Here is a 26,494-nt window from a genome sequence, read left to right on the forward strand (position 1 = left end):
TCCACTGCGACCCGGCCGCCGTCCTGATCTGTGACCGTAATCACCGCTCAGGTGTGATCTGCGATTTAGGGTCCTGCGGAGCACGGGGATAACCTGCGAGATGGACATGCCGCGTACCCGGGTCACCGTGTGCGCCTTCCTGGTGACAGAGCAGTCACGTTGCCCCTCGCGGCACGCCCACGCAGAAAACGAACCGCGAGACCATTGATTAAGGGACGGACGCGCGTGGACCTGTTCGAGTACCAGGCGAGGGACCTCTTCGCCAAGCACGGTGTACCGGTGCTGGCCGGTGAAGTCATCGACACGCCTGAGGCAGCCCGCGAGGCGACCGAGCGGCTGGGCGGCAAGTCGGTCGTCAAGGCGCAGGTGAAGGTCGGCGGCCGTGGCAAGGCCGGCGGCGTCAAGCTGGCAGCCACCCCCGACGAGGCGGTCGCCCGGGCGACCGACATCCTCGGCATGGACATCAAGGGCCACACGGTCCACAAGGTGATGATCGCCGAGACCGCTCCGGAGATTCTTGAGGAGTACTACGTCTCGTACCTCCTCGACCGCACCAACCGCACCTTCCTGGCCATGGCCTCGGTGCAGGGCGGCATGGACATCGAGGAGGTCGCGGAGAAGACCCCCGAGGCCCTCGCGAAGGTCCCGGTCGACTCCAACTCCGGAGTCACGATCGAGAAGGCCCGCGAGATCGTCGCCCAGGCGAAGTTCCCGGCCGAGGTGGCCGAGAAGGTTGCCGAGGTCCTGGTGACGCTGTGGGAGACCTTCGTCGCCGAGGACGCGCTCCTCGTCGAGGTCAACCCGCTCGCCAAGGTCGCCTCCGGCGACATCCTCGCGCTGGACGGCAAGGTGTCTCTCGACGAGAACGCCGACTTCCGTCAGCCCGAGCACGAGGCGCTCGAGGACAAGGCCGCGGCCAACCCCCTCGAGGCTGCCGCCAAGGCCAAGAACCTCAACTACGTCAAGCTCGACGGCGAGGTCGGCATCATCGGTAACGGTGCCGGTCTGGTCATGTCGACGCTGGACGTCGTCGCGTACGCCGGTGAGAGCCACGGCAACGTGAAGCCCGCCAACTTCCTCGACATCGGTGGCGGCGCCTCCGCCGAGGTCATGGCGAACGGCCTGGAGATCATCCTCGGCGACGCGGACGTCAAGTCCGTCTTCGTCAACGTCTTCGGTGGCATCACCGCGTGCGACGAGGTCGCCAACGGCATCGTCCAGGCGCTCGAGCTGCTCAAGTCCAAGGGCGAGGAAGTCACCAAGCCGCTGGTCGTGCGTCTCGACGGCAACAACGCGGAGCTGGGTCGCCAGATCCTTTCCGACGCCAACCACCCGCTCGTTCAGCGCGTGGACACCATGGACGGCGCGGCCGACAAGGCCGCCGAGCTCGCCGCGGCTGCGAAGTAAGGGACGAGGGACTCCAACACCATGGCTATCTTCCTCACCAAGGACAGCAAGGTCATCGTCCAGGGGATGACCGGTGCCACCGGCATGAAGCACACCAAGCTCATGCTCGCCGACGGCACCAACATCGTCGGCGGCGTGAACCCGCGCAAGGCCGGCACCTCCGTCGACTTCGACGGCAACGAGGTACCCGTGTTCGGGACCGTCGCCGAGGCGATGGAGAAGACCGGCGCGAACGTGTCGGTTCTCTTTGTGCCGCCGGCCTTCGCCAAGGCCGCCGTCGTCGAGGCGATCGACGCAGAGATCCCGCTCGCCGTCGTGATCACCGAGGGCATTGCCGTCCACGACTCCGCCGCCTTCTGGGCGTACGCGGGCTCGAAGGGCAACAAGACCCGGATCATCGGCCCGAACTGCCCCGGCCTGATCACCCCCGGTCAGTCCAACGCCGGCATCATCCCGGGCGACATCACCAAGCCCGGCCGGATCGGTCTCGTGTCCAAGTCCGGCACGCTGACCTACCAGATGATGTACGAGCTCCGTGACATCGGCTTCTCGTCCGCCGTCGGCATCGGTGGCGACCCGGTCATCGGCACGACGCACATCGACGCCCTCGCGGCGTTCGAGGCCGACCCCGAGACCGACCTGATCGTGATGATCGGCGAGATCGGCGGCGACGCCGAGGAGCGTGCGGCCGACTTCATCGCGAAGAACGTCACCAAGCCGGTCGTCGGTTACGTCGCGGGCTTCACCGCCCCCGAGGGCAAGACCATGGGCCACGCGGGCGCCATCGTCTCCGGCTCCTCCGGCACCGCGCAGGCGAAGAAGGAGGCCCTCGAGGCCGCCGGCGTCAAGGTCGGCAAGACGCCGACCGAGACCGCCAAGCTGGCGCGCGAGATCCTCGGCGCCTGATCGCTTCACCGCGTCGGAGCAGTACCGCAGTATCGCGTCACCGCACAGACGGCGCGGGCCCGCACCCCCGGTCAGGGGTACGGGCCCGCGCCGTCTGTGTCTGCTCTGTCTCGGCGCCCGTCGGCCGGTCCTGCCGCTCAGCCGACGGCTTCGGGGACCAGCCGGGCCGGACCCTGTACGAGCTCGCCCCGGAGTTTCTTCCGCAGTTTGAGGTCCTGCGGCGTCAGCTGCTGCGGACCGCCCCGTGGCGGCACCCCGCCGACCTGCTGAGGGGGTGACTGCGGGGTTTCGTACCGGGTCGGAGCAGTCGCCAGGGTGAACAGCGTCAGACCGATGAGCAGCACCGTGAAGAAAATGACCACCCTGGTCCACCGCTGGGCCCTGCGCTCGCTGTCCGTACGGATCGTGTCGGGCGCAGGGAGCGGGTCGGGCTGCTGGGCCTGGGCGAGCGCGTTCAGCTGTTGCTGCAGGAGCGCCGACTGCTCGGTGGGCGACGCCGACTCCGCCGGCTCAGGCAGCCGCTCTGCGACCGCGGCACGTGCGTTCATCAGCCTGCTCGCCGCCGCCGGGGTGCTGGCTTCCGTCTCCGCCGCGGTCTCCGGCAGGTCCAGGCCGACACCGTCGTAGAGCAGCAGGGTGCGGCGGTACGACGGCGGCAGGTCGAGCAGCGCGTCGAGCAGTGCGCGCGCACCGGGTTCGGCGGGCGGCGGGTCGAGCCGGCGGTGTGCGCGGCGCAGTTGGTTCCAGGGCGACAACGCGTATTCGTGCGCGGCGGCCCGCACCCAGCCCACCGGATCCCGGTCCACCGCGACCTCGGGCCAGCACTCCCAGGCCAGGGCGAAGGCCCGCGTGACGGACTCCAGGGAGAAGCTTCGGCGCCCGGTCAGCAGAAACGTCTGGCGGAAAAGGGCGGCGGCGCAGTGCTTGTACAGGGCATCGAATGCTTCGGCCGGCGCTTCTGGTGCTTGCGGTGCTTCTGGTGCCTCCGGCGCCTCGGCCGGTGTTTCCCGTGCCTCAGGTGCGGCATGAGTGGCGGATGCGCCGAATGCGCCCGATGCGCTGGATGCGGCGGGGAGATCGGGGGTGGTGCCGGGCTCGGTCGGGGCCATGGCGGTGCTCCCGGTGGCTTCGACGGGGGTCGGCGGACGGGACGGCGGTTTTGTGGATGTCACCGGCTTGGACAGCCTTGCGACCGTCGTCGGCGTCGCCGGGCGGGCTGTCCGCAGGGCCCGCGCTGGATGAAAAAGTACATAAACGCATATTGAGCGACACAGCGGCCTTTTGCCCGTTGCGCGGAATAAGTGCGTGTCGTTGGGAGCATTGCGGGGTGACCCAAGTGACCGAACGCAGCCCGTCGTTGTCGGCAGAGCAGAGCCGGTCCGCCGTTTTGGCCTTCACCTTCCTGCGTGGGGCGCTTGCGGCCGGGCTGGGGCTCGGCGCCCTCGCCGTGCTCGTCATGGTGCTGTGGATCAGCTCCCCGGCCCCCGACGACGGCCCCGGCGGGGCCCTTCACGCGGCGACCGGGCTCTGGCTGCTCGCCCACGGTGCCGAGTTGATAAGAACCGACACGCTCAGCGGGGCCCCCGCCCCGGTCGGTCTCGTCCCGCTGCTGCTCGCCGTGGTGCCGGTGTGGCTGGTGCACCGCGCGGCCCGGGATGCCCTGGAGCCCGGGCGAGGGCGCCCGGCGCCCTCGGCGACGGGCGCGTTCGCCACGGTCGCCGGTGGATATCTGCTGGTCGGGGCCGCTGTCGCGCTCTACGCGCGGGGAGGTGCGCTGTCCGTGCACGGACCGTCGCTGCTCTTCCCTGCCGCCGTTGTGGTGACGGGCGCGGCGGCCGCCGGGGTCTGGACGGCATCCGGGCGCCCGATCGGGCCGCTGCCGTCCTGGGTTCCGGTGCGCCTGCGTGAGGAGACGGCGCGTTCCCGGTTCAGGGAGTGCGCGGGGACGGCGTGCCGGTCGGCCGCGGCCGGGGTGGCGGTACTGCTTGGCGGCGGGGCGCTGCTCGTCGCGGTGGCGCTGGTGTGGCATGCGCAGTCGGCTCAGCAGTCGTTCGTCCAGCTTTCGGAAGACTGGGTGGGCCGGATCCCGGTACTGCTGCTCGCGCTGGTGCTGGTGCCGAATGCGGCGGCGTGGGGTGCCGCGTACGGACTCGGGCCGGGCTTCGCGCTCGGTACGGCGTCCACGGTCACCCCGCTCGCTTTCTCGGGGCGCCCGGCGCTGCCCGTCTTCCCGTTGCTCGCCGCGGTGCCGGACCGGGGGCCGGGGACGGTCCTGAACTGGGCGGCCGTGGCGGTACCGGTCGCGGCCGGGGTGACGGTCGCCTGGTTCACGGTGCGTCGGGCCGCGCCTGCCCTCGCCGCACGGGAGGAGACGTGGAGCCTGCGGGAGACCGCTCTGGCGGCCGGGCTGGGGGCGCTGGGGTGCGGGGTCGGCACGATGGCGCTGACCGCGGCCGCGGGGGGACCGCTCGGCACCGGCGCGCTGGCGGAGTTCGGCCCGGTGTGGTGGCTGACGGGTGCGGCGGCCTTGGTGTGGACGGCGTTGCTCGGCGTTCCCGGGGCGCTGCTGCTCCGGGCCTGGCGGCTGCGGGACAGGCACTGGGGCTGGTGGCCGCGACGGCGCTCGGAGGAGGAGTCGGCTGCGGAGGAGGGGGCGCTCGCGGCCCGGGCGCCCGGGAAGGTGTCCGAGCAGGCGCCCGGGACGCAGCCTCAGGAGCAGGGTGTCGGCGGCCGACGGTGGTGGAAGTGGTCCGGGCGCCGGGATTCCGGGCACCGGGATGACGACGAGGTGGTGGTCGAGCCGGTGCCCGGACGGGGAGCGGAGCCCGTACGCGTACCTGCCGCGGCGGCTTCCTCCGGGACCGGCGGTGCCGCGTCGGCGTCCGCGACGGACGAAAAGGGTGAGGGCTTCGAGCCGTACGACTTCCTGCAGACCGGGCCCCGGCACGAACGGACGGCCCGGCCTAGGGAGGCCGGGCCGTCCGGGAAGCCGTGATGTGTCAGTTCTTGACGCCGAAGTAGGGCTCCAGCGGCTTCGGCAGCAGGTCGTTGCAGGCCAGCTGGCCGGACTTGGTCAGGGCGTCGTTCACACAGGTGTAGTAGTCGCGGTAGACCAGCTGCACCGTGAACGTCGTCGCGACGATCGAGAGCGCGAGCAGTGCCGTCACCAGGCCGCTGACCGCAGCCGTGGTCTGCTGCCTGCCATAGCCCGGAGCGGCGGGGGCGCGGGGCGCGGCGACATGCCCGGAACCGGAACCCTGAAGGGGTCCGGCGATCGGCGTGCCGGACGCCGCGGCCGGCCCGGGTGCGCCTGCGGGGACGCCCGGCGCGGACGTGTCCTTCGGCTTCGCCCGGAGCGAGCTGATCGACCAGTACACGGCGAGCGCGCCGAGCAGCAGGCCGATCTCCGGCATGTCGAAGAGCGCGAAGAAGAAGGCCCACATGCCGCAGAGCAGCGCGTAGCGTGCGCGGCGCTGGGCGGGGTCGGTCGGATCCCAGCGCAGTCCGCCGGGGCTGCCCTCGGGGCCGCCCCGGCCGCTCGGCCCGCCCTGGTCTCCGGGGCGGCCGCCGAAGCCGCCGCTCTGGCGGCCGGGCTGCCGGCTGCTCCACTGGCCGCCCCAGATCGGCCGGTCGTCGGAGGAGCCGCCCTCGGGCGACCCGTTGCCATTGCCCCCGTTCCCGTTTCCGGTCCCCTGACCGTTGCCGTTGCCGTGTCCTGTGTTCGACGGGTGGCGGGGCTGCCAGGGCCGGTCGGGCCGGTTCTCGGGCGGTGCGGCGAACGGGTTGTCGTCCGCGGGGACGGGAGTACCCGAAGAATCCGCAGGGACGGGAGTACCCGAAGAACCGGAGGAACCGGAAGGGGAAGAGGAAGGGCCCGTGGGGGACTGGCGCTCCCGCAACAGCAGTGAGGTCCGCTCGGGCAGCGGGTGGCGGAGGGCGGTGCGGCGGCGTCGGTCCGGCATATGGTGAACGTCTTCCCCATCTCGTCATTTCCGCCCTGAGGACGGTTCCCTGTCCCCTGACGCTACCTCCCGGCCAGGAGGGGCCGAAAGCGGGGAGCGGGGCGCAGGGGGGCCGATACCCGTCACCCGGGCCCTCTGGCGCTTCGGCGCGGCCGATTTGCGGCCTCTCACCCCCGTCCCGTGGGGCTTCTGCGAGGTGCCGGTATCGTTGCTGGCGGTCGGATCGTTCGTAGAGTTCCCCGTATGTAGGGGCTCGGTTCTTTCGTACGACCATACAAATCAGCGTCGCTCTGCTTCATCACGCGAGAAAGGGCCCAGCCGTGGCCTCCCCGCCCCCCTCCGCCGCCGCACCGGCCCGTCTGGTCGTGCTGGTTTCCGGCTCCGGTACGAATCTCCAAGCCCTGCTCGATGCCATCGGTGACGACCCCGAGGGCTTCGGTGCGCAGGTGGTGGCGGTCGGCGCCGACCGCTCCGGCATCGTAGGTCTGGAACGGGCGGAGCGCGCCGGACTGCCGACCTTCGTGTGCAGGGTCAAGGACCACGCCACGCGTGAGGAGTGGGACGCGGCACTCACGGCCGCGACGGCCGGGCACCGCCCGGACCTCGTGGTGTCCGCAGGATTCATGAAGATCGTGGGCAAGGAGTTCCTCGCCCGCTTCGGTGGCCGGTTCATCAACACCCACCCCGCCCTGCTCCCCAGCTTTCCCGGTGCCCACGGGGTGCGTGACGCACTCGCGTACGGCGTGAAGGTCACCGGGTGCACCGTCCACTTCGTCGACGACGGCGTCGACACCGGTCCGATCATCGCGCAGGGCGTGGTCGAGGTGACCGAAGAGGACACGGCGGAGGGCGAATCCGCTCTCCATGAACGCATCAAGGAAGTCGAGCGCAAGCTGCTCGTCGAGGCCGTGGGGCGGCTCGCCCGTGACGGCTATCGCATTGAGGGACGAAAGGTTCATCTCGGTCATGTCGGTGAATAAGCCCATCCGCCGCGCCCTGGTCAGTGTCTACGACAAGACGGGGCTCGAGGACCTCGCCCGCGGTTTGCACGAGGCGGGCGTCGAGCTCGTCTCCACCGGTTCGACCGCCGGGAAGATCGCCGCCGCCGGTGTGCCGGTCACCAAGGTCGAGGAGCTCACCGGTTTCCCCGAGTGTCTCGACGGCCGCGTCAAGACGCTGCACCCGCGCGTCCACGCCGGCATCCTCGCGGACCTGCGCCTGGATGCCCACCGCGAGCAGCTCGCCGAGCTGGGTGTCGAGCCCTTCGACCTCGTCGTCGTCAACCTGTACCCGTTCAAGGAGACCGTCGCCTCCGGCGCCACCGCCGACGAGTGCGTGGAGCAGATCGACATCGGCGGCCCGTCCATGGTCCGCGCCGCCGCGAAGAATCATCCGTCGGTGGCCGTCGTCACCAGCCCCGAGCGGTACGCCGACGTCCTTGCCGCGGTCAAGGCGGGCGGCTTCGACCTGACCGCCCGCAAGCGACTGGCCGCCGAGGCGTTCCAGCACACCGCCGCGTACGACGTGGCCGTGGCCTCCTGGTTCGCCGACGACTACGCCGCCGCCGACGACTCGGGCTTCCCCGACTTCTTCGGCACGACGTACGAGCGGGGGAACGTCCTGCGGTACGGCGAGAACCCGCACCAGCCCGCCGCGCTCTACACCTTGGGCGCCGGTGGTCTGGCCGAGGCGGAGCAGCTGCACGGCAAGGAGATGTCGTACAACAACTACACGGACACCGACGCCGCGCGCCGGGCCGCGTACGACCACGCCGAGCCGTGCGTCGCGATCATCAAGCACGCCAACCCGTGCGGCATCGCGATCGCCGACGACGTCGCCGAGGCGCACCGCAACGCGCATGCCTGCGACCCGCTGTCGGCCTTCGGCGGTGTCATCGCCGTCAACCGTCCGGTGACCGTCGCCATGGCCGAGCAGGTCGCGGAGATCTTCACCGAGGTCATCGTCGCCCCGGCGTACGAGGACGGCGCGGTCGAGGTCCTGGCCCGCAAGAAGAACATCCGCGTGCTGCGCTGCCCCGACGCCCCGACCGCCCCGGTCGAGGTCAAGCCGATCGACGGCGGCGCGCTGCTCCAGGTCACCGACCGCCTCCAGGCCGACGGCGACGACCCGGCCAACTGGACCCTCGCCACCGGTGAGGCCCTGACCGCGGACGAGCTGAAGGAGCTCGCCTTCGCGTGGAAGGCCTGCCGCGCGGTCAAGTCCAACGCGATCCTGCTCGCCAAGGGCGGCGCCTCGGTCGGCGTCGGCATGGGTCAGGTCAACCGGGTCGACTCCGCGAAGCTGGCCGTCGAGCGGGCGGGCGAGGAGCGGGCACGGGACGCGTACGCCGCCTCCGATGCGTTCTTCCCGTTCCCGGACGGGCTGGAGATCCTTACCGCGGCCGGCATCAAGGCCGTGGCCCAGCCGGGCGGTTCGGTCCGTGACGAGCTGGTCGTCGAAGCCGCGAAGAAGGCAGGCGTGACGATGTACTTCACGGGTACAAGGCACTTCTTCCACTGATACGAGTTGCACCCGGGCAGCCCGGGTAAGACGGAAGGCCGCCGATTCCCCGGAAAGAGTGGGGAATCGGCGGCCTTCGCAAGGCGGTGAGGGCGGTTACACCTTCAGCATGCTCACTTCGTCTTGATGACGATCGTGCTGCCCGCGCGGTCGTGCCAGCCCTGGAGCTTGCCCGAGTTGTCGAAGAAGGGGGAGAGGTAGACCAGCAGCGTGCCGAGACCGCAGAAGAGTGAGCCGACCATCGGGATGATCCAGCGGATGAAGCCCGCACCCAGACCGGGGGCCTGGCCGGTGCTCTCCTTGACGACCTTGACGTTGAGGACCATCTTGCCGAGCGTGGCGCCCCAGATGGAGACCATCAGCCATTCGTAGAGCAGCGCGATCAGCGCGAACACGGCGATGAAGCCGAAGAAGCCCGCGACGATGCCGACGCTGGCGCTGGCCGCGTCGTTCACGCACTGGTTGTAGGCAGCGGTGCCGTATTCGATGCTGTTGCAGTCGTCGAGGGACTTCGAGGCGCCCACGAGGCCCGCGAGGCCTATCGCCGAGAAGATCACGTAGAGGATGCCGTAAGCGACACCGTCCAGCGCACGCGCGCCCAGGCGACGCCCCATCGTGGCGAGTTCGACGGTGCCGAGGCCCGCGACGTTTATGTAGCCGTTGTTGGCCTGGAGGGTGCCGCCCGGCTGCTGGGGCGGGTAGCCGTAACCGGGCTGGCCCTGCGGCGCCTGACCGGGCTGCTGCGGGTAGCCGTAGCCGGGCTGGCCCTGCTGTGGGGGTACGCCCTGCGGTGCCTGCTGCGGGTAGCCGTAACCGGGCTGGCCCTGCGGCGGCTGGCCCTGCGGCTGCTGGCCGTAAGGGTTGTTCGGGTCGCCGAAACTCATCTGGGACGTTCCTCCAACGTACGTGCGGGGACGATGCGGCCGCACGGAGGAAAGAAAAGGTCAGCGGTCCGCCCCCCGGTACTTCTGCGGCACTGCGGCCTTCATCGTTGTAAGCGCGACATAAGTTTGTCCAGTCGCTATCGGCGGATGTTGCTCAAGTGCAACATCGCGTCCGCCCTCGGGCACCCGGAATTGGTATGCGGGCGGGGTCATCCGCGAGTATGGGTGTATGAATGCCCAGATTCTCGATGGCAAGGCCACCGCAGCCGCGATCAAGTCCGATCTCACCGTCCGCGTGGCGGCCCTCAAGGCGCAGGGCATCACCCCTGGCCTGGGAACCCTGCTCGTCGGGGACGACCCGGGCAGCCGGTGGTACGTGAACGGCAAGCACCGTGACTGCGCACAGGTCGGCATCGGCTCCATCCAGCGCGAACTCCCCGACACCGCCACCCAGGAGGAGATCGAGGACGTCGTACGGGAGCTCAACGCCAACCCCGAGTGCACGGGGTACATCGTGCAGCTGCCCCTCCCCAAGGGAATCGACACCAACCGCGTCCTGGAACTGATGGATCCGGCCAAGGACGCCGACGGCCTCCACCCGATGAACCTCGGCCGACTCGTACTGAACGAGACGGGCCCGCTGCCCTGCACCCCGCAGGGTGTCGTCCAACTGCTCCGCCACCACGACGTGGAGATCAACGGGGCGCACGTCGTGGTCGTCGGCCGCGGTGTCACCATCGGCCGCTCGATCCCGCTGCTGCTGACCCGTAAGTCCGAGAACGCCACCGTCACCCAGTGCCACACCGGTACGCGTGACCTCTCCGCCCAGCTCAAGCAGGCCGACATCATCGTCGCCGCCGCCGGAGTGCCGCACATCATCAAGCCCGAGGACGTGAAGCCGGGCGCGGCCGTGCTCGACGTCGGCGTCAGCCGGGACGAGAACGGCAAGATCGTCGGGGACGTCCACCCGGGCGTGGCCGAGGTCGCCGCCTGGATCTCCCCGAACCCGGGCGGTGTCGGCCCGATGACCCGCGCCCAGCTGCTCGTCAACGTGGTCGAGGCGGCCGAGCGCAACGCAGCCGACGCCGCCTGAGCCGGCCGACCCGATCCGGAAGGAACCCCATGGGTGCTGGTGGTACGAGTCCGGCCGACCTGGCCGCCGCGGCGGACCGGACGTCTCCGGTGCCGCCGGGCGCGGGTGCGCCCGGTGAGGGCGCGGCGGATGAGGCCGCGCCGGATCGGGCTGCGATCCGTGAGGGCGCCGCTCCGTCGGTCGCTGCTCCGGAAGGTGCTGCTCGTGAAGGGGCCGCCGCGGGAGGTGCTGCTCGTGAAGGTGCCGCTCGTGAAGAGGCTGTCGGCCGGGCCGGGGCGGGCTCCGACGCGGATGCCGGTGAAGGCGTCGCCGAGGGTTCCGATGACGCGGGCCGGGGCGAGGACATCCGACCGGAGGGTGCCGCGGCCACCGGCTCCGGCAGCGCCTCCGCAGGCGCCCCGCACAGCGGTCCGCGTCCCTCGCGGAGGTTCCCGTCGCTCACCCGGGACACCGCACGTCCCGAGGGCGGTGGCCGGGCCGCGTCCGGGGACGCGCCCGCCCCGGCCCGGCAGTGGCCGCTGCTCGCCGTGCTCTGCACGGCCGGGATCGGGCTGTTGATCGTGGCCGTCGACCCCTTCGACGAGGCCTTCAGGATCGGCACGATGCTGATCGGCGTGGCCCTCCTCGGGGGTGCCGTGCTGCGGGTCGTGGTTCCGTCGGTGGGCATGCTGGCGGTCCGTTCCCGTTTCACCGACCTGGTGACGTACGGGGTGCTCGGCTTCCTCATCGTGATGCTCGCGCTGGTGGCGCAGCCCGGGCCGTGGCTGGACGTTCCGTTCCTGGAACACGCGGTCCACTTCACGATCCGCTGAGGCCCGCTCGTACGGCTGCGCGGCAGAGGGAGGGCGACCGCACTCCGAGGCCGGTGCCCGCGCCTCCGAGGCAGGTGCCCGTCCCCTCCCCCGAGAAGGGACGGACACCTGAGGGCGGGGCCACCGGAAAGCAAAACGCTCCGGAATGTGGTGACTTGAGCGGCCTTGCCCCCGTCCTGTTCTCAGCCTTGTGGACGGCGGGGAGCGGTTCAAGGGATCCCTGTGGCCTGTGGCACGGAAGTGACCATTCCGCCACGGTGTGATCGCCACGCAACGGTTGCGCCGGGGGCGTGCACGGGTACGCGCGATTGACCGGAGCGGGGTGAGCACTGTGTGACGGGCTGTGTGCGGCGCCACAGGGGGCCGGGCGGTCACGGGCTTCCGGGTCGGATAGCCTGATTGCTGGATATCTCTTCACATCAAGATTCAGGGATGTCCAGCACCAGGGGCAGTGACCCCCACCGCCAGCTGTCTAACGGAGATCGCCATGACCCGCACTCCCGTGAATGTCACCGTGACCGGCGCAGCCGGCCAGATCGGTTACGCGCTGCTCTTCCGCATCGCCTCCGGCCACCTGCTCGGCCCGGACGTGCCGGTCAACCTGCGTCTCCTGGAGATCCCGCAGGGTCTGAAGGCCGCCGAGGGCACCGCGATGGAGCTCGACGACTGCGCCTTCCCGCTGCTGCGCAACATCGAGATCACCGACGACGCCAATGTCGGCTTCGCCGGCGCCAACGTCGCCCTGCTGGTCGGCGCCCGCCCGCGTACGAAGGGCATGGAGCGCGGTGACCTGCTCTCCGCCAACGGCGGCATCTTCAAGCCGCAGGGCAAGGCCATCAACGACAACGCCGCGGACGACATCAAGGTCCTCGTCGTCGGCAACCCGGCCAACACCAACGCGCTCATCGCGCAGGCCGCCGCCCCGGACGTTCCGGCCGAGCGCTTCACCTCGATGACCCGCCTCGACCACAACCGCGCGATCTCGCAGCTGGCAGCCAAGACCGGTGTCGCCGTTTCCGACATCAAGAAGCTGACGATCTGGGGCAACCACTCGGCCACCCAGTACCCGGACATCTTCCACGCGGAGATCGCCGGCAAGAACGCCGCCGAGCTCGTCAACGACGAGGCGTGGCTGGCCGACACCTTCATCCCGACCGTCGCCAAGCGCGGCGCCGCGATCATCGAGGCCCGTGGCGCGTCCTCGGCCGCCTCGGCCGCCAACGCCGCCATCGACCACATCCACACCTGGGTCAACGGCACCGCCGCCGGCGACTGGACCTCCATGGGTATCCCGTCGGACGGCTCCTACGGTGTGCCCGAGGGCATCATCTCGTCCTTCCCGGTCACCACGAAGGACGGCAAGTACGAGATCGTTCAGGGCCTGGACATCAACGAGTTCTCCCGTGCGCGCATCGACGCGTCGGTGAAGGAGCTCACCGACGAGCGCGACGCGGTTCGCGAGCTCGGCCTGATCTGATCCGTACGCCCTCCGGCGCGTACCTCACCGCCCCCGGCAGCAGTCGCTGCCGGGGGCGGCTGCGTCGGTACGTGGCCGTGGCCCCCCGGGCCCCTACTGTGCGACATTCCGTGAGTTCCCCTGAGCCCTACTGAGCCCCTGGGCCCGTGGCCAGGGGGTTCTTCCTCGTTCGTGTGCTCTACTGGCTTGTGACGTAACTTCGGGATTCTTGAAGCGTTCTCATCTCGTCCGACCGATTCGCAGTCGGGTCGAAGGTGAGGAGGCTCGGGTTGGCGGCGCTGGCAGTCGTTCGGGACCTGCGTGAGCACTGGGCGCCCGCGTCGGCTGAGGAGCTGGAGCGGTTCGAGACCGATGTGCTGTCCGGGTTCGTCCTGGCACGGGCTTCAGCAGGGCTGGCGGACGGCACCATCCGCGGGGACGTCGGTCACCTGGATCAGATCAGGACCTGGTTCGGCCGGCCCTTGTGGGACATGGAGCCCGCTGACGCGGACGTGTACTTCGGGAAGGTGCTGCGGCACTCGCCCAGCGGCACCCGGCTGGGCCGGTCGCAGGCGTTGAGCACGTACTTCATGTTCCTGGAGCTGCGGCACAAGGTCGAGCTGCACCGGATGACCGGCCGGGTGGTCGAGTGCCCGATCGACGAGATGAACCGGCCGCGCGGGGCCAAGGATGCCCAGCTGCGGATCCCGCCGAGTGAGCCGGAGATCGGGACGTTGTTCACCGGCTGGGGCGGCGAGCTGGCCACCTGCCGGAAGTTCGCCCCCACCGCCCGGAACTACACCGCGGCGAAGCTGATGTCCCAGGTCGGCCTGCGAGTGAGTGAGGCATGTGGGCTCGACCTGGACGACATCAAGTGGGACCTGGGCCGGTTCGGCAAGCTCCACGTCCGTCACGGCAAGGGCGCCCGGGGCTCGGGCCCGCGCGAGCGGATGGTTCCGCCGATCAACGGTGCCGACCGGACGCTGCGGTGGTTCATCGAGGACGTGTGGGGTCAGTTCGACGACGATCACACTCGCCCTGGTGCCCCGATGTTTCCCTCCGAGCGCAAGAACACCGACGGCTCCGCCCGCCGGGTCGGCGACGACGCCCTGCGCAACGGGCTCGACAACGCGGTCGAGGCTCATCTGCCGAGCTGGACAGACGGGTTGACACCGCACGTCCTGCGGCACTTCTGCGCGTCCCAACTCTACGGAAACGGGCTGGACTTGCTCGCGATCCAGGAGGTTCTCGGACATTCCTGGATCGCTACGACCATGCGGTATATCCACGTGCAGCAGACCCGGGTTGAGGACGCCTGGGTCGCCGGGATGGAACGGGCCGCGAAGCGGCTGGAAGGACTGGCCCAATGAGGTGGAACCTGCGGCTGACGGCCGCGAACAAGGGTATCTGGAAGGCGTCCGAACTCCAGCGGAGCCTGGCCGAGCACGGATTGGTGATCTCAGCCGGCAAGATGTCCGGGCTGTGGTCCGGCCAGCCGGTCTCGCTCAAGCTGGAGGACCTGGACGTCATCTGCGTGGTCCTCTGCTGCGAGATCGGCGACCTGCTGATCCCCGAACCTGAGAAGGTCCACCGCCCCGGCCAGGCAGAGGAGATCGAACGGGCCGCGGTCGGCGCGGGGACCGCCGCACCGAAGGTGATCCCCAAGCGCCGGGACGGCCGGTCGCTGCCGCCGGAGTGATCCGATGGCACGGTTCCCGAAGGGGGGCTACGTCAAGCCCACCGATTCCTGCGACAGCTGCCTGGCCTGGGGAAACTTCAGCGGCCGCCTCTGCCCCACCTGCTACATGTTCGGCCGCGGCCACAACGCGGCCGCATGCACTGGCTGCCGCCGCATCCAGCCGCTGAAGTGGAACTACTGCCGGCTGTGCTGGTGCCAGGCCCGCCTCAGCGCGAAGAACGTCGCTGGCCATCCCGCGGACGAGACGGGCGTGCGGGACCGGCTCGCCGCCGTCCGGCATCACCAGCTGTTCTTCGTGGGGATGCACTACCGCAGAAGACCGACCCCCTCGGCACGGAGGCGCGGAGGACGGCGGGGAGCCCCGCGCAAGCCGCCTCCTGCACCGGCCTGGCGTCCGGATCCCGGCTGGCGGCAGCTACCTCTGTTCCCACAGATCCCCCGTGACTACAGCCGGCTCGCCCTGGCCGACGCCGACCTGGCCAGCCCGTGGCTGGCCTGGGCAAAGTACCTCGCCCACCGACTCGCCGAGGCCCGCGGCTGGGGACGCAACATCCGCTTCGCCGTCAACCGCAGCCTGGCCCTCGTCCTCACCGGCTACGTCGAGGGCGACGTCATCCGGCACACGGAGATCTTCGCCCCGCTGCGGGCCCTGGACCTGCCGGTCGGCCACACCGTCACGGTCCTCGAAGAGATGGGGATCTTCGAGGACGACGGCGAACCGTCCTTCGAACGCTGGATCGCAGAGAGGCTGGAGGGTCTCGCACCCGGCATCCGCGCGGAGGCCGAGCGCTGGACCCGTGTTCTGCGCGACGGCGGCCCCCGCAGCCTCCCGCGACGGGAAGGCACGGTCTGGCTCTACCTCAACCGAGTCCGCCCGGCCCTGCTGGAATGGTCGAACTCCTACGACCACCTGCGCGAAGTGACCCGCGACGACGTCCTCACCTACATCAAGACACTGCACGGCCACCAGCGCCACGACCAACTCGTCGCCCTGCGCTCGCTGTTCACCTGGGCCAAGCGTGACGGACTGATCTTCCGCAACCCCACCAGCCGGATCAAGGTCGGGCAATACGAGTACGCCGTGCTGCAACCGCTCGTCCCCGAGCAAGTCGATCGCTCCGTCGCGGCGGCCACCACCCCAGCGGCGCGGCTCATCCTCGCCTTCGCAGCGGTCCACGCCGCCCGGGTCGCCCAGATCGCCAACCTCATGCTCGACGACGTCGACCTCGGCAACCGGCGGCTGACCATCGCCGGGCGTGTCCGCCCGCTCGACGATCTCACCCGGAAGCTGCTGCTGGACTGGCTGGAGCACCGGCGCCGCCGGTGGCCGAGCACCGCGAACCTCCACCTACTGATCAACAACCAGACCGCCACGAAGACCAGCCGCGCCAGTAACCACTGGATCAGCGCCGCGATGCGCAGGCAGGACGCGACGCTGGAACGGCTCCGCGTCGACCGTCAACTCGAAGAGGCCCTGACCCACGGGCCCGACCCGCTCCACCTCGCCGAGGTGTTCGGGCTCGACGAGAAGACCGCGATGCGCTACGCGGACTCCGCACGGGCCCTGCTGGAACAGGCCGCTGAACAGCACCTTCGATGAAATCTGCTCGACCGGGACGCACCGTGAAGGGAATCATGAGCGAGTGACGTCGACCGAAGCAGCAGCAATCGCTCTACAAGACCATGCCGCCCTCTGGAGCATGGGCGAAATCCGCGCGAGCGATGTGGTCAATGCCGCCTGTGATGCACTCGTCGCCGGACTCGACACCCCCGGCCTTCGATTCCTCGCCGCCTGCACGCGCGCCGAGGCGGACTACTACGTCCACGACCTGCTTCCCGCAGCACTCGACGAACTCGGCCTCACCTTCTATCCCGTCGCCAGCGAGGCCGGCCAGGAAGCCGCCGCCCGAGCCCTCGCACGCCACATGCTCGCTGGCGAGCTCACGCCTCGGGAGTTCACTTTCCGGATTCACCAGCGCTACGGACATGAGCTGCCTCTGACTGAGCGGCTCGCCGAACTCGACGATGAGTACGACGTCCTCGCATACGGCGACAGAACCGTGGACCAGGTCGATGCCGAGGTCACGGCCGAAGCCCGCCGCCTCGCGGCCCATCCCACGGTTCCCGCCGAACCCACGGATACGCCCAGTTGATGCACACGGACCGACCTGCGAGTTCCCGCTGAACAGGCTTCGGTTTCCCTGAACCCACGGGGATCTACGGCCTCGGGGAACATCGGTACGGCGGTTATCGGTGAGAACGACTTCGGCCGCTGAAGGGGGTGAAGACGGCTGGAGGTGCCCGGGTCCTCCTCGAAGACGACCGGGTCCTCGATCCCGGCCTCGGCCAGGACGAGGTCTTGGCGGGCGGTGGACTGCTGGTCGGTCGAGACCCGCTTGTAGACCAGGTTCGCCACCGATAGGCCCCTTCCGTATGGAGGATCGGACCCTATCCGTCGTCAAACCCTGTCAGCAATCACCATCGGATCTGATTGGATTCGCGGCGCTCCGACACCCCTAAAAGCCCGGGTTCATTGGACGTGCACGACACCTGTCGTCAAACGATCGTTTGACGACAGGTAGGGGGCGGATGCAGAGGCCGATGTCAGCGCAGCACGGTGGTGGCGAGCGCGGTGGTGAGGTAGGCAGTGCCGAGGCCGGCGGCGATGCTGACGAGCGCGTTGGCGGCGGCGAAGTACTTCGCGCCGGTCTCGGCCAGGCGCAGGCTCTCGAAGGAGAACGTGGAGTACGTGCTGAGCGTCGCGCACAGGCCGGGGCCGATCAGGTGCTGGAGCGGGGTGGGGACGGTGGTGGCGGTCGCTGCGGCGGTGAGGAAGCCGAGGCCGGCGCAGGCGGCGATGTTCACCGTGAAGGTGCCCCAGGGGAAGACCGTGTCGTGGCGGGCCTGGACGGCGCGGTCGGTGAGGTAGCGCAGCGGGGCACCGACGATCGCTCCGGCGATGACCATGAGCCAGTTCACGCCTGCCCCCGCTCGGCGCGGGCGCGCGGGAGGACGGCGAGACGGGTCAGGGCCGCGGTGGCCCAGATCGCGGTGAACGCGGCCAGCAGGGTCGCTGCCGCGTAGAGGAGTCCGGTGCCGGGCCTGCCGCCGTCGAGGAGGCGCTGGGTGTCGATGGTGGCGGTGGAGAAGGTGGTGTAGCCGCCCAGGACGCCGGTGCCGAGGAACGGCCGGGTCAGGGGGTGGACGGTGAACCGCTCGGTGATCAGGACCATCAGGACGCCCATGGCGGCGCAGCCGGTAACGTTGATCCAGAACGTCGTCCAGGGGAACGCGGTGGCCGGGGTGGGCCAGATCAGGGTGGCTCCGTAGCGGGCGCAGGCACCGAGGACGCCGCCGGCCGCGATGGCCGCGAGGATCTCGGCCTGACGACGCTTGGGGCTCGGCGCCTTCGCGGACGGCCACGGGTCGACGGCGGTGTCCGGGTCGGCGGGTTCTGCCTGCCAGCCGGTGGCCGGGGTGGTGTGTTCAGGGTGTTCGGGGTGCACGTGGTCAGGCTCCTACCTGATCGTCACGGTCCGCGCGCGGACGCGCGGAAGGGTCAGGTAGGGACCGTTGGCGACCAGGTCGCGGTTGGGTACGGCGGGCCCCACCGCCGTGCAGCCGCCCGAACGGGGTGGCTGCACGGCCAGGCTACCGGTCGCGTACGCGTGCCTGGTGGGTGAGGTGGCCGGTCGGTGCCCCGGCCAGCAGTCCCCGGGCCGGGGTGATCAGTCCCGGGTCCACGTCGGCGCCTCCCCGTTGGTTCGCTGCTCGTCGGATCGACAAGACCATGCACCTGCTTGCCCTGGTCGACCCGGTCGACGACACCTACCGTCGGCTGATGAACCGGCAGCTCACCGTGCAGGGGTCCCGGCATCGCCTGGCCCGCGCGATCTGCCACGGCGGTCGAGGCCAGATCCGCCAGGCGTACCGCGAGGGCCAGGAGGACCAGCTCGCAGCTCTCGGCCTGGTCCTCAACGCCGTGGTCCTGTGGAACACCCGCTACCTGGACGCCGCCGTCGCACAGCTCCGCGCCGAGGGCCACGACATCAAGGACGAGGACGTCGCCCGCCTCTCCCCGCTCAAGGACCGGCACATCAACTTCCTGGGCCGCTACCTGTTCAACATCAAGGCCAGCGGTCCCGGCCAGGGCCTGCGCCCTCTCCGGGACCCGGACGCCGTCGAAGACGACGAGGGCAACGACTGAACCGGCGCGCGACGTACGGTGGAGAGGTAGCGCGTACCAGCCCGAGCTGTCAGAACGGCGGTTCGGTGGAGTAGGCGCCGTCCCAGGCGGGTGTGGTCGGTTTGCTTATCGCCTGCTGGAGGAGTCGTACAGCGTCTTGGATGCGGCCGAGGTCGATAAGGCGCTCGGCACGAAGAGAGCTGTTGACTGCCGGGTGCTGTGCGAGGACTGCGTCGGCTTCTTCGGTGCGGCCGGCTTTGGCAAGCATGTCCGACAAGGCCCAGGCCGCGTACCAGGTGTCACCCTCGGGGTGCGCCCGCGCCTGCTCGATCGCTTCGTCGAGCAGGCCGCAGTCGGCCATGAGCGGAAGCCGCATTTGGAAGAGGTCCCAGTACTCCTTGCCGTCGCTTCGCGCCTTGATGGCATCGAGGTGGGCCAGGCCCTCTCGGGACCGGCCGTGGTCGGCGTACAGGGTGCAAAGAGTATGGACGAGCCAGTCCTCCGCGTCGTGTTCGGTGAGCGCGCGCAGCACCTCGATCGCCTCGTTGCTCCGTCCGTGCCGGACGAGGAGCTCGGACAGTGGTACAGCCACTTGCCGCATGCCGGACGGCGTGGCACCGAAGATGCGGTAGGCGGCGATCGCGCCTTCCACGTCGCCGCGTTCCTCCAGCACTTCGGCAAGGCGCTGCACGGCGTGCCCGTGGTACTCGGACGCTGCGTACGCACGCAGTTCCGTGATCCGGTCGTGCCTGGCCAGCAGGTCGGCCAGCTGGTCACGGCCGTTGTGACCTCGCGGGTGTGCAGCAGGGCGATCGCATCCTCGACCCGGCCCTGGCGTTCCCTGATCGTGGCGAGCAGGCCGACGGCGTTGGACGGTTCCATCCGGAGGTTGTCGCAGTCCGGGTCGTTGCAGGCAGGGACCGCCGCTTCCATCCGGCCCTCCAACAGAACCGCCGCTTCCTCGTCCATGCCCGCCGTTTCGGCGACGTGGACCAGGCACTCGGCGAGGAACCAGTCCTGGATCCCGGCGCGCAGCAGCATGAACGCCTCGCCGCTGCGGCCGTGGCGGGCCAGCAGGCGAGCGAAGAAGACCAGCGCCAGCCGGTCACCGGCCTCCGCGCACGGGCGGGACAGCGCGATCGCCTCCTCCGCCCGGCCCCAGCCCTCCAGCAGCTCCGCCCGGGCTTGGGCCGCCTGCCACCAGTTCGTGGCGACGTACGGAGCGAGCACCTCCAACGCCTGTTCGCGCTGGCCCCGATGCCCGAGCAGCCGGGCCCACTCCAGCGCGCAGAACCACTCCCCGCGGCCGGCCTGGAACTCCACTTCCCGCTCATGACCGAGTTCGAGAAGCCGCGCCACCAGCGGCGGAGGAATGCAGCCCGTCAGGGTTCGGGCCCGGTAGTCAAGATCATCAGCGTCCACGACAGCGCACCTTAGCCCTCACCACCGACACAGCCCGCACGTCGGGGCCATCGCATGTGAGGGCAGGCGTCAATAAACGTTCGTTTTCTGAAGATCGCCCAGAAGGGCCACCCGGACCCCACAGAAGCTTCAAAAACCCCTTCAAAAATCAGGGCCGTTCAACAACCTCAGACCACCGTTTTCTGACATGCTCCGGAGCCATGACCGCCCTCGAACCGGCCGACGGGCCGGACCTCCTCGTCGCCGAGCCGCTCATCCGCACCGAAATCAAGATCGGATATGCCCGGGTCTCCACCGGAGGGCAGAGGCTCGAACGGCAGCTCGATGCCCTCGCCGCCGCCGGATGCCGGAAGATCTTCGCGGACAAGAAGTCCGGCAAGAACGCCCTCCGCCCCGAACTGAAGGCGTGCCACGCCTTCCTCGACGCCGGCGACACCCTCGTGGTCCCCTCGCTCGACCGCTAAGGTCGCAGCCTCCAGGACCTCATCAACATGGTCGCCGAGCTACGCGACCGAGGAATCGGCTTCACCTCGCTGCACGAGAACCTGGACACCACCACCCCCGGCGGCCGGCTCGTCTTCCACGTCTTCGCCGCCCTTGCGGAGTTCATCCGCGAACTCATCGTCATCGGCACCAACGAGGGCCTGGCCGCCGCCCGCGCCCGCGGGCCGGGTCGGCGGGCGCCCCACCGTTGCGACCGAGGAAGTCATCAAGGCCGCCCGCGACCTGCTGCCCGACCCTGGCCGCTCCATCACCTCGATCGCCAAACCCCTTGGCGTCTCCCCGGGCACCCTCTACAACCACATCCCCGACCTGCGCGAACTGCGCGCAGGCACAGTCCCCCGCCAGCTCGAAGCCCGTACGAGGTAGGCGGACCACCCCAGCAAGATCGTTCTCACCGGGATTTCCTGTACCTCAACTACTCACACCCGTACCCCTTCCGCAGTTCGTCGGCGATCTCGCGTACGGCCGTCATGGCCCGGCGCTGCAGCCCGGGGCCGAAGGTGATCCGGGTGGCGCCCAGCTCTCCCAGCCGGTGCGGGGTCGGGCCGTCCGGCTGGGCCAGAGCGTTGAGCGGGGCCGGGACGGCGGCGGCCAGCCGGGGGAGGGCCTCGGGCGGGGCCGCGATCGGGTAGACACAGTCCGCGCCCGCCGCCACGTACAGCAGGGCGCGGCGAACCGTCTCCGCCTCCTGGTCCACGCCGTCGGGAACGCCGCGGACGTAGGTGTCGACGCGGGCGTTGATGAAGAGTCGGTCGCCGGCGACCGCCCGTACCTCCGCCAGCCGGTCCGCCTGCCGCTGGGCATCGACGAGGGTGCCGTCGGCCGAGTCCTCCAGGTTGCAGCCGACGGCCCCGGTGTCCAGGAGCCGTTCCACGAGTTCCTCCGGCGCTAGCTCGTAACCCGACTCGATGTCCGCCGAGACGGGGACGGTGGCCGGGACGGCGCGCACGATCCTGGCCACGGCCGCGAACATCTCGGCGGCGGGCGTCGCCCCGTCCTCGTAACCGAGCGAGGCCGCAACCCCGGCGCTGGGTGTGGCGAGCGCCGAGAAGCCCGCCTCGGCGAAGACACGGGCGCTCGCCGCGTCCCACGGACCGGGGAGGACCAGGGGGTCGCCGGGCGCGCGGTCGTGGTGCAGGGCGCGGAGGACGGATGCGGTCATCGGGGGGCTCCCGAGAGTGTTCCGACGCAGGGGCGGGCGGGGTGGCGCGAGCCGGGTCAGTGCTTGATGTCGCCCGGCGTGTAGTGACCGGGCACCATGCGGGTGGTCACGGCGAACCGGTTCCAGGCGTTGATCGTAGTGATCGCGGCGATGAGGTGGGCGAGTTCGGTCTCGTCGAAGTGCTTGGCAGCCTTCTCCCACACCTCGTCCGGCACGAAACCGTCGGTCAGCACGGTCACCGCCTCGGTCAGCTCGATGGCCGCGATCTCCTTGGGCGTGTAGAAGTGCTGCGACTCCTCCCACGCGCTGAGCTGGACGATCCGCTCGATGGACTCGCCCGCCGCGAGCGCGTCCTTGGTGTGCATGTCGAGGCAGAACGCGCAGTGGTTGAGCTGAGAGGAGCGGATCTTCACGAGCTCCGCCAGGACCGGGTCGAGGCCCTTACGGGACGCCGCGGACAGCCGGACCATGGCCTTGTAGACATCGGGGGCCAGCTCGGCCCAGCGCATACGGGGAGTGTGCTCGGGGTTGAGTGCGGAGGCCGGGTGGCTGTGCTCGTTCGTCGTCATGGGTAAGACGCTATGCCGTGGATGGCGCATCGGTAAGGTCCATCCGTGATCTGGCGAGGGGGCGCCCCGCTGGATCACGGATGGAAAGCCCCGGCGGCCAATGAAGGCTGCCGGGGGGCAAGATGGGGAAGATCGCTCAGCAGGGTCAGCGAACGTAGACGCTGCCACCGAACTCCGATACGCGCGAGTTCCCCGGCGGGACGATTTCGATGATCTGGCCGGAGCAGTCTTGCGATGCGAAGATCAGCACTGGTTCGTCGGTCCGGTTTACGACGCTGAGCGGCCAACGGTCGGAGGAGTAGCACCCGGAGGGGTTGCTGTGAACCATTCCGTTGACGACCAGGTCTCCTTGGGCGGCGCTGGCCGACTGGGTGACTGCCAGGGAGAGCATTGCCGCGGCGGCAAGGGTGCCGAGCGTGGCCAGGGTGCGACGCATAGAGGTCTCCTGTTGAGCGTGGGGGCGCCGGGTGCGCCCCTCACCACCATAGATCACCACGAGTAACTAAATGAATGCGAAGCGTCACCGTGTTGATTGGTGGCGATTCACCAGGGCGAATCACGGATCCAGGTGGCCGGCCACGGGAAGCGGTCTCGTGGGTGGTTCACGTCCCGCTGGATGGGAAGTCCTTGCCCGTCTTTGTGTGGTGTCGGGCGCTGTGGCCGCGTATGGATCACGTGTTGCGACCGAGACCCCGGCTCGGCAGCGGCCCGCGAGGCGACCGCCGGGAGGACGGAGGCCGTACCGAAACAGACGGCGGCGCCGAGGGCGCAGATCATGCCGAAGAGTGCAAAGGGGCTCTGCTTGTGGACGTTTGGCGCACCCACTTTCCGCCGCAATCAGTGGCCCTCTAATCTGACGAATGGCCGCACTGGCTTGATCCACACGACGGGGGAGACGGAAGCATGGCCATACGCAAGCTGAGGTCGAGCACGGTGGTGCTCGGTGGCATGGGGGTGCTCGCGGCGATGATCACCTCCTGCGGTTCGGAACCGGACAAGCGGTGTGTCGACCCGCTGACCCACAAGGAGCTGCCCAGCTACAAATGCAAGAGCGGCAGTGGCAGTGGGAGCGGCAGCAGCACTGGTAGTGGCGGCGGTTCGTACTACTACGGCGGTTCGAGCAGGAACGGCAAGGTGGAGGGCGGCAGCTTCGACAAGGCGGCGGTCGACCGCGGCGGCTTCGGCTGCTCGGGCACCGGAGGCGGCTGAACCGGCATGGAACGCCGCACCACACAGCCGCGCCCCGGTTGGCAGGAGACGGTCGAAAGCCAGGGCGTCGTCTACCCGCTCACCCGCCACCCCGATGGGTCGTTGCGCCCGTACTGGGACGAGAGCGCCTACTACGTCTTCTCGCTGCCCGAGGTCGAGGCGCTGGAGGAGGTCGTCGAGGAACTGCACACGATGTGCCTGGCCGCCGCCGCGCACATCGTGGAGCGGGACCGGTTCGCCGAACTCGGCGTTAGCGACCGCGGGTTGGCGGACCTGATCGTCGAGTCCTGGCACCGCCGCGACGAACTCCCGTCCATCTACGGCAGGTTCGACCTGTGTTACGACGGGACCGGGCCGGCGAAGATGCTGGAGTACAACGCGGACACCCCCACCTCCCTGGTGGAGGCCGCGAGCGCCCAGTGGTTCTGGATGGAGGACCGCTTCTCCGGCGCCGATCAGTGGAACTCCCTGCACGAACGCCTCGTCGAGGCGTGGCGCCGACAGGCCACACTACTGCCGCCCGGACCGCTGCACTTCGCGCACTCCGAGGGCGACGAGATCGGCGAGGACCTGATGACGGTCGCCTATCTGCGGGAGACCGCCGAACAGGCCGGACTCGACACGGAGGCGCTCTCCGTGGAACAGATCGGCTGGGACCGGCTGACGGGCCGGTTCGTGGACGAACGCCTGCGGTTCATCCGCAGCTGTTTCAAGCTGTACCCGTGGGAGTGGCTGGCGACCGACCGGTTCGGTCCGCACGTGCTGGACACCCTCGACAACGGCGGCTCCACCGGTACCACGTGCTGGATCGAGCCCGCCTGGAAGATGCTCCTCTCCAACAAGGCACTCCTGGCGATCCTCTGGGAGCTCTACCCCGGCCACCCGAACCTGCTCGCCTCCTACCTCGACGGCCCGCGCCAACTCGCGAAGCAGGATGGGGCTTCCGGGGGCCGCGGCCGGGGATACGTGGCCAAGCCGCTGCTGGGCCGTGAGGGCGCCGGGGTCACGATCCACGAGCCGGGCAGCCCCGCGGTGCTGCGCGACGAGCCGTGCTGCTACCAGGAACTGGCGCCGCTGCCGGACTTCGACGGCAACCGGGTGGTGCTGGGGGCGTGGGTCGTCGAGGACGAGGCGGCCGGGCTCGGCATCCGCGAATCGGCGGGGCCGGTGACGGACGAGTATGCCCGCTTCCTGCCCCACGTCATCCTCTGACGGGTCGCGGGGGTCGACCGCCCCCGGGACCCGTTCATGGGGATTCAGCCGCGCAGCACGCCGCGGATCTGCTCCAGCCCCCAGTCCAGGTCCTCCTTGCTGATCACCAGCGGCGGGGCGATCCGGATCGTCGAGCCGTGGGTGTCCTTGACCAGCACCCGGCGGTCCATCAGCTTCTCGGAGATCTGCCGACCGGTGCCGTGGCTCGGGGCGATGTCGACTCCCGCCCACAGCCCGCGGCCCCGTACCGCCTCCACCGCGCCCCCACCCACCAGCAGCCCCAGCTCCTGGTGGAGGTGTTCACCCAACTCGGTTGCCCGCTGCTGGAATTCGCCGGTACGGAGCATCGCGATGACCTCCAGCGCGACCGCACAGGCAAGGGGATTCCCGCCGAACGTCGAGCCGTGCTCGCCGGGCCGGTACACCCCGAGCACGTCCCTTGACGAGACCACCGCCGACACCGGCACCACCCCGCCGCCCAGCGCCTTGCCGAGCACATACATGTCCGGCACGACGCCCTCGTGCTCACAGGCGAAGGTCTTCCCGGTCCGGCCCAGGCCCGACTGGATCTCGTCCGCGATGAACAGCACATTCCGCTCCCGGGTGAGTTCACGCACCCGGGGGAGATAGCCGGGCGGTGGCACCAGCACCCCGGCCTCGCCCTGGATCGGCTCCAGCAGCACCGCCACGGTGTTTTCGGTCATCGCCTCCCCGAGCGCGGTCAGATCCCCGTACGGCACGATCTCGAAGCCCGGCGTGTACGGACCGAAGTCCTCCCGCGCCTCCGGGTCCGTGGAAAAACTGATGATCGTCGTCGTCCGGCCGTGAAAGTTGTTCGCGGCCACGATGATCTTCGCCATGCCGTCCGGGACGCCCTTCACCCGGTAGCCCCACTTGCGGGCGGTCTTCACCGCGGTCTCCACGGCCTCCGCCCCCGTGTTCATCGGCAACACCGCCTCCATGCCGCACAATTCGGCGAGCTGGGTACAGAAATCGGCGAACCGGTCGTGGTAGAAGGCGCGCGAGGTGAGGGTCACCCGATCCAGCTGCGCCCTGGCCGCGTCGAGCAGGCGCCGGTTGCCATGACCGAAGTTGAGCGCCGAATATCCGGCGAGCATGTCGAGGTAGCGCCGGCCCTCGACATCGGTCATCCAGGCTCCGTCCGCCGAAGCGACGACGACGGGCAGCGGATGGTAGTTGTGCGCGCTGTGCGCCTCGGCGGAGGCGATGGCAGTTTCCGTGGTTGACACGGGATCTCCGTTCGTCGTGCGGCGTGGGCGGAGGGTGGTGCCCACTTTGTATCGTCGGTCGGAACCCTGGCGAGGAAACCTTGGATTCACGGCGCGCCCGTCGCCCGTCGCCCGTCGGCCGTCCGCAGCCATCCCCGCCCGTCCACCGTCCGCAGCCGTCCCCGCCGGTCCGGCTGTGTTCCTCGTCTCAGTCGCGACGGTGCGCGTCCCGGGTCCGGACACCTTTCCCACCGGCTGCCGG

Annotated in this window: 26 protein-coding genes and 2 pseudogenes; 18 read left to right on the top strand and 10 right to left on the bottom strand. The window is 69.7% G+C overall.

The genetic code is table 11. The features are described from left to right. Positions 1 to 225 precede the first annotated feature (225 nt). Positions 226 to 1,407: an ADP-forming succinate--CoA ligase subunit beta gene (gene sucC, locus ACZ3IC_RS01920; protein ID WP_467411580.1), complete on the top strand. Its 1,182-nt coding sequence runs from the start codon at positions 226 to 228 to the stop codon at positions 1,405 to 1,407. Between the two features lie 21 nt (positions 1,408 to 1,428). Continuing rightward, complete coding sequence (sucD, locus tag ACZ3IC_RS01925) at positions 1,429 to 2,313, top strand: succinate--CoA ligase subunit alpha (RefSeq protein WP_266358624.1); 885 nt, start codon at positions 1,429 to 1,431, stop codon at positions 2,311 to 2,313. Between the two features lie 137 nt (positions 2,314 to 2,450). On the opposite strand, the gene ACZ3IC_RS01930 is transcribed toward sucD, so the two are convergent. Beyond that, positions 2,451 to 3,422 (bottom strand): RNA polymerase sigma factor, encoded by a 972-nt coding sequence (locus ACZ3IC_RS01930; protein ID WP_467411582.1) that lies wholly within the window; start codon positions 3,420 to 3,422, stop codon positions 2,451 to 2,453. 227 nt (positions 3,423 to 3,649) lie between these two features. On the opposite strand from ACZ3IC_RS01930, the gene ACZ3IC_RS01935 reads away from it, so the two are divergent. Then, a complete protein-coding gene (locus ACZ3IC_RS01935; RefSeq protein WP_467411584.1) occupies positions 3,650 to 5,308 on the top strand; it encodes a cell division protein PerM in 1,659 nt (552 codons plus the stop codon). A gap of 4 nt (positions 5,309 to 5,312) precedes the next feature. Here the strand turns inward: ACZ3IC_RS01935 and ACZ3IC_RS01940 are convergent, their stop codons facing one another. Continuing rightward, positions 5,313 to 6,275: a hypothetical protein gene (locus ACZ3IC_RS01940; protein WP_467411585.1), complete on the bottom strand. Its 963-nt coding sequence runs from the start codon at positions 6,273 to 6,275 to the stop codon at positions 5,313 to 5,315. A 320-nt stretch (positions 6,276 to 6,595) separates the two neighbouring features. Here ACZ3IC_RS01940 and purN point away from each other — a divergent pair, with 320 nt between their 5' ends. Together purN and purH are read left to right on the top strand one after the other, a co-directional pair. Next, positions 6,596 to 7,255 carry a phosphoribosylglycinamide formyltransferase gene (gene purN, locus ACZ3IC_RS01945; protein WP_467411587.1) on the top strand — a complete coding sequence of 220 codons (660 nt, stop codon included), beginning with the start codon at positions 6,596 to 6,598 and terminating at the stop codon, positions 7,253 to 7,255. After that, on the top strand, positions 7,242 to 8,795 hold the full coding sequence (purH, locus tag ACZ3IC_RS01950; RefSeq protein ID WP_467411589.1) for a bifunctional phosphoribosylaminoimidazolecarboxamide formyltransferase/IMP cyclohydrolase: 1,554 nt from the start codon (positions 7,242 to 7,244) through the stop codon (positions 8,793 to 8,795). The genes purN and purH overlap by 14 nt, the downstream gene beginning before the upstream one ends. Positions 8,796 to 8,908: 113 nt before the next feature. On the opposite strand, the gene ACZ3IC_RS01955 is transcribed toward purH, so the two are convergent. Then, positions 8,909 to 9,679 (bottom strand): RDD family protein, encoded by a 771-nt coding sequence (locus ACZ3IC_RS01955; protein WP_467411590.1) that lies wholly within the window; start codon positions 9,677 to 9,679, stop codon positions 8,909 to 8,911. Between the two features lie 229 nt (positions 9,680 to 9,908). Here ACZ3IC_RS01955 and ACZ3IC_RS01960 point away from each other — a divergent pair, with 229 nt between their 5' ends. The 7 genes from ACZ3IC_RS01960 (at position 9,909) to ACZ3IC_RS01990 (ending at position 16,892) form a co-directional block, all read left to right on the top strand. After that, positions 9,909 to 10,772: a bifunctional methylenetetrahydrofolate dehydrogenase/methenyltetrahydrofolate cyclohydrolase gene (locus tag ACZ3IC_RS01960; protein WP_467411592.1), complete on the top strand. Its 864-nt coding sequence runs from the start codon at positions 9,909 to 9,911 to the stop codon at positions 10,770 to 10,772. Positions 10,773 to 10,801: 29 nt separating this feature from the next. Beyond that, positions 10,802 to 11,584, top strand: a complete 783-nt coding sequence (locus ACZ3IC_RS01965; RefSeq protein ID WP_467411594.1) for a DUF3017 domain-containing protein — start codon at positions 10,802 to 10,804, stop codon at positions 11,582 to 11,584. Between the two features lie 487 nt (positions 11,585 to 12,071). Beyond that, complete coding sequence (locus ACZ3IC_RS01970; protein ID WP_467411595.1) at positions 12,072 to 13,061, top strand: malate dehydrogenase; 990 nt, start codon at positions 12,072 to 12,074, stop codon at positions 13,059 to 13,061. Between the two features lie 269 nt (positions 13,062 to 13,330). Next, entirely contained in the window at positions 13,331 to 14,410 is a 1,080-nt protein-coding gene (locus tag ACZ3IC_RS01975) for a tyrosine-type recombinase/integrase (RefSeq protein ID WP_467411597.1), read from the top strand. Further along, positions 14,407 to 14,739 carry a helix-turn-helix domain-containing protein gene (locus ACZ3IC_RS01980; RefSeq protein WP_467411599.1) on the top strand — a complete coding sequence of 111 codons (333 nt, stop codon included), beginning with the start codon at positions 14,407 to 14,409 and terminating at the stop codon, positions 14,737 to 14,739. The genes ACZ3IC_RS01975 and ACZ3IC_RS01980 overlap by 4 nt, the downstream gene beginning before the upstream one ends. A gap of 4 nt (positions 14,740 to 14,743) precedes the next feature. Then, a complete protein-coding gene (locus ACZ3IC_RS01985; RefSeq protein ID WP_467411601.1) occupies positions 14,744 to 16,339 on the top strand; it encodes a tyrosine-type recombinase/integrase in 1,596 nt (531 codons plus the stop codon). Between the two features lie 43 nt (positions 16,340 to 16,382). Further along, a complete protein-coding gene (locus ACZ3IC_RS01990) occupies positions 16,383 to 16,892 on the top strand; it encodes a hypothetical protein (protein WP_467411602.1) in 510 nt (169 codons plus the stop codon). A gap of 451 nt (positions 16,893 to 17,343) precedes the next feature. Here the strand turns inward: ACZ3IC_RS01990 and ACZ3IC_RS01995 are convergent, their stop codons facing one another. Next, complete coding sequence (locus tag ACZ3IC_RS01995) at positions 17,344 to 17,718, bottom strand: fluoride efflux transporter FluC (RefSeq protein ID WP_467411604.1); 375 nt, start codon at positions 17,716 to 17,718, stop codon at positions 17,344 to 17,346. After that, positions 17,715 to 18,245: a fluoride efflux transporter FluC gene (locus tag ACZ3IC_RS02000; RefSeq protein WP_467411605.1), complete on the bottom strand. Its 531-nt coding sequence runs from the start codon at positions 18,243 to 18,245 to the stop codon at positions 17,715 to 17,717. Before ACZ3IC_RS02000 ends, ACZ3IC_RS01995 begins: the two co-directional genes overlap by 4 nt. 269 nt (positions 18,246 to 18,514) lie before the next feature. Between ACZ3IC_RS02000 and ACZ3IC_RS02005 the strand changes: the two are divergent. Then, positions 18,515 to 18,946 (top strand): annotated as a pseudogene (locus ACZ3IC_RS02005) (Tn3 family transposase); the annotation flags it as partial. Between the two features lie 49 nt (positions 18,947 to 18,995). Here the strand turns inward: ACZ3IC_RS02005 and ACZ3IC_RS02010 are convergent. Continuing rightward, positions 18,996 to 19,616, bottom strand: a complete 621-nt coding sequence (locus tag ACZ3IC_RS02010; protein ID WP_467411607.1) for a hypothetical protein — start codon at positions 19,614 to 19,616, stop codon at positions 18,996 to 18,998. Between the two features lie 107 nt (positions 19,617 to 19,723). Here ACZ3IC_RS02010 and ACZ3IC_RS02015 point away from each other — a divergent pair, with 107 nt between their 5' ends. The 3 genes and pseudogenes from ACZ3IC_RS02015 to ACZ3IC_RS02025 all read left to right on the top strand — a co-directional run bounded on the left by ACZ3IC_RS02015 (position 19,724) and on the right by ACZ3IC_RS02025 (position 21,217). Continuing rightward, positions 19,724 to 20,362: a hypothetical protein gene (locus ACZ3IC_RS02015; protein ID WP_467411608.1), complete on the top strand. Its 639-nt coding sequence runs from the start codon at positions 19,724 to 19,726 to the stop codon at positions 20,360 to 20,362. Positions 20,363 to 20,547: 185 nt separating this feature from the next. Further along, positions 20,548 to 20,955 (top strand): annotated as a pseudogene (locus ACZ3IC_RS02020) (recombinase family protein); the annotation flags it as partial. Continuing rightward, complete coding sequence (locus ACZ3IC_RS02025) at positions 20,945 to 21,217, top strand: hypothetical protein (protein ID WP_467412150.1); 273 nt, start codon at positions 20,945 to 20,947, stop codon at positions 21,215 to 21,217. The pseudogene ACZ3IC_RS02020 and the gene ACZ3IC_RS02025, both read left to right, overlap by 11 nt. Positions 21,218 to 21,266: 49 nt before the next feature. Here the strand turns inward: ACZ3IC_RS02025 and ACZ3IC_RS02030 are convergent, their stop codons facing one another. The 3 genes from ACZ3IC_RS02030 to ACZ3IC_RS02040 form a co-directional block, all read right to left on the bottom strand. Beyond that, positions 21,267 to 22,013, bottom strand: a complete 747-nt coding sequence (locus tag ACZ3IC_RS02030; protein ID WP_467411610.1) for an isocitrate lyase/PEP mutase family protein — start codon at positions 22,011 to 22,013, stop codon at positions 21,267 to 21,269. A gap of 56 nt (positions 22,014 to 22,069) precedes the next feature. Beyond that, on the bottom strand, positions 22,070 to 22,582 hold the full coding sequence (locus tag ACZ3IC_RS02035) for a carboxymuconolactone decarboxylase family protein (RefSeq protein WP_467411611.1): 513 nt from the start codon (positions 22,580 to 22,582) through the stop codon (positions 22,070 to 22,072). A gap of 145 nt (positions 22,583 to 22,727) precedes the next feature. Then, the gene (locus ACZ3IC_RS02040; protein WP_467411612.1) at positions 22,728 to 23,018 is read right to left on the bottom strand and encodes a hypothetical protein; all 291 of its coding nucleotides are present in this window, start codon (positions 23,016 to 23,018) and stop codon (positions 22,728 to 22,730) included. 467 nt (positions 23,019 to 23,485) lie between these two features. Here ACZ3IC_RS02040 and ACZ3IC_RS02045 point away from each other — a divergent pair, with 467 nt between their 5' ends. After that, positions 23,486 to 23,791 carry a hypothetical protein gene (locus ACZ3IC_RS02045; RefSeq protein WP_467411613.1) on the top strand — a complete coding sequence of 102 codons (306 nt, stop codon included), beginning with the start codon at positions 23,486 to 23,488 and terminating at the stop codon, positions 23,789 to 23,791. Positions 23,792 to 23,797: 6 nt separating this feature from the next. Further along, the gene (locus tag ACZ3IC_RS02050) at positions 23,798 to 25,003 is read left to right on the top strand and encodes a glutathionylspermidine synthase family protein (protein ID WP_467411616.1); all 1,206 of its coding nucleotides are present in this window, start codon (positions 23,798 to 23,800) and stop codon (positions 25,001 to 25,003) included. Between the two features lie 44 nt (positions 25,004 to 25,047). On the opposite strand, the gene rocD is transcribed toward ACZ3IC_RS02050, so the two are convergent. Then, positions 25,048 to 26,253 (bottom strand): ornithine--oxo-acid transaminase, encoded by a 1,206-nt coding sequence (gene rocD / locus ACZ3IC_RS02055; protein ID WP_467411617.1) that lies wholly within the window; start codon positions 26,251 to 26,253, stop codon positions 25,048 to 25,050. Positions 26,254 to 26,494: the final 241 nt, after the last annotated feature.

The sequence above is a fragment of the Streptomyces sp. NPDC002958 genome (assembly GCF_055563255.1).